The 1869-nt window shown below is 68.8% G+C and carries 1 protein-coding gene; it reads left to right on the top strand.

The features are described from left to right. Positions 1–1656: electron transfer flavoprotein-ubiquinone oxidoreductase (locus Q4F04_RS15790; protein WP_303370736.1), on the top strand; the 1656-nt coding region annotated here is incomplete at its 5' end. Between the last annotated feature and the right edge of the window lie 213 nt (positions 1657–1869).

Raw genomic sequence — 1869 nt, 5'->3', positions numbered from 1 at the left:
ATGAGCACGATCGAACGCGAATCGATGGACTTCGACGTTGTGATCGTCGGGGCGGGGCCTGCGGGCCTGTCGGCGGCGATCCGGCTGAAGCAGATCGACGCGGATCTGAACGTTGTGGTGCTGGAAAAGGGGTCCGAGGTGGGCGCGCATATCCTTTCGGGCGCGGTGCTGGACCCGATCGGGCTTGATGCGCTGATCCCCGACTGGAAGGACCGCGGCGCGCCGGTGAAGACCGAGGTCACCTCGGACAGCTTCGTGGTGCTGGGGCCTGCGGGCTCGGTCCGCATCCCGAACTGGCCGATGCCGCGGCTGATGTCGAACCACGGCAACTACATCGTCAGCATGGGCAATGTCTGCCGCTGGCTGGCCGAACAGGCCGAGGAGCTGGGGGTCGAGATCTTCCCCGGCATGGCCGCATCCGAGCTGGTGATGGACGGCGGGCGCGTGGCGGGCGTGGTCGCGGGCGAGATGGGCCGCGAGCCCGACGGCACCCCCGGCCCTGCCTACGAGCCGGGGATGGAGCTGCGCGGCAAGTACGTGATGATCGCCGAGGGCGTGCGCGGGTCGCTCGCCAGGCAGCTGATCGAGCGCCACGACCTGTCCGCCGGGCACGAGCCGCAGAAGTTCGGCATCGGCATGAAGGAGATCTGGGAGATCGACCCGGCCAAGCACAAGGAAGGCACGGTCGTCCACACGATGGGCTGGCCCTTGGGCAAGAACGCGGGCGGCGGGTCCTTCATCTACCACGCCGAGAACAACCAGGTCTTCATCGGCTTCGTGGTCCACCTGAACTACGAGAACCCCTATCTCTACCCCTATGCCGAGTTCCAGCGCTTCAAGCACCACCCGGTCGTCGCCGACCTGCTGGAAGGCGGCAAGCGCGTGGCCTACGGGGCGCGGGCGATCAGCGAAGGGGGCTGGCAGTCGCTTCCGAAGATGACGGTGCCGGGCGCGATGCTGCTGGGCTGCTCGGCCGGGATGGTGAACGTCCCCCGCATCAAGGGCAATCACAACGCCATGCTGTCGGGGATCGCGGCGGCCGATGCGGCGGCGGCGGCCATCGCCGCGGGGCGCGCGGGCGACGAGCTGGCGGACTACGAGGCCGACGTGCGCTCGGGCCCCATCGCGCAGGACCTCAAGCGGGTGCGCAACGTCAAGCCGGCGTGGTCGCGCACGGGCATGATGGGCAGCCTTGCGCTTGGCGGCATGGACATGTGGATCGCCAGCCTCTTCAACCGCAACCTCCTGCGGACCTGGAAGCACGGCAAGACCGATGCGGCGGCGACCCGGCCGGCGAAGAACTATCGCCCGATCGACTATCCCCGCCCCGACGGCAAGCTCAGCTTCGACCGGCTGACCAACGTGGCCTTTTCCTTCACCAACCACGAGGAAAGCCAGCCCTGCCACCTGAAGCTCAAGGACCCGACGGTCCCGATCCGGGTGAACCTGCCGGAATACGCCGAGCCCGCGCAGCGCTATTGCCCGGCCGGGGTCTACGAGGTGGTCGAGGACAGGTCGGTGCCCGAGGGCGCGCGCTTCGTCATCAACTTCCAGAACTGCGTCCACTGCAAGACCTGCGACATCAAGGACCCCAGCCAGAACATCGTCTGGACCACGCCGCAGGGCGGCGACGGGCCCAACTATCCCAACATGTGACGCCGGGGCCGGCCGGCCCGGCCTTTGGGGCCGCCACCCGACATCACCCAATCCGCGGGGCATTGCCGTTCGATGAAGCCGATCCTGAGCCTGGCCCTCGCCGCCGCGCTGATCCCGACCGCCCTGCCCGGCCATGCGCAGACCCTGCCCGCGACCGGGGCATCCGTTCTGGCCCAGGCCGACAGAACCCCCGCACCCACCCCGGGCAGCGGG

The sequence above is a fragment of the Paracoccus sp. (in: a-proteobacteria) genome, from assembly GCF_030536915.1.
In the GTDB taxonomy this organism is placed as follows: domain Bacteria; phylum Pseudomonadota; class Alphaproteobacteria; order Rhodobacterales; family Rhodobacteraceae; genus Paracoccus.
Note: the sequence above shows the minus strand (reverse complement) of the source record. Positions and strands in the feature narration are given on the sequence as shown.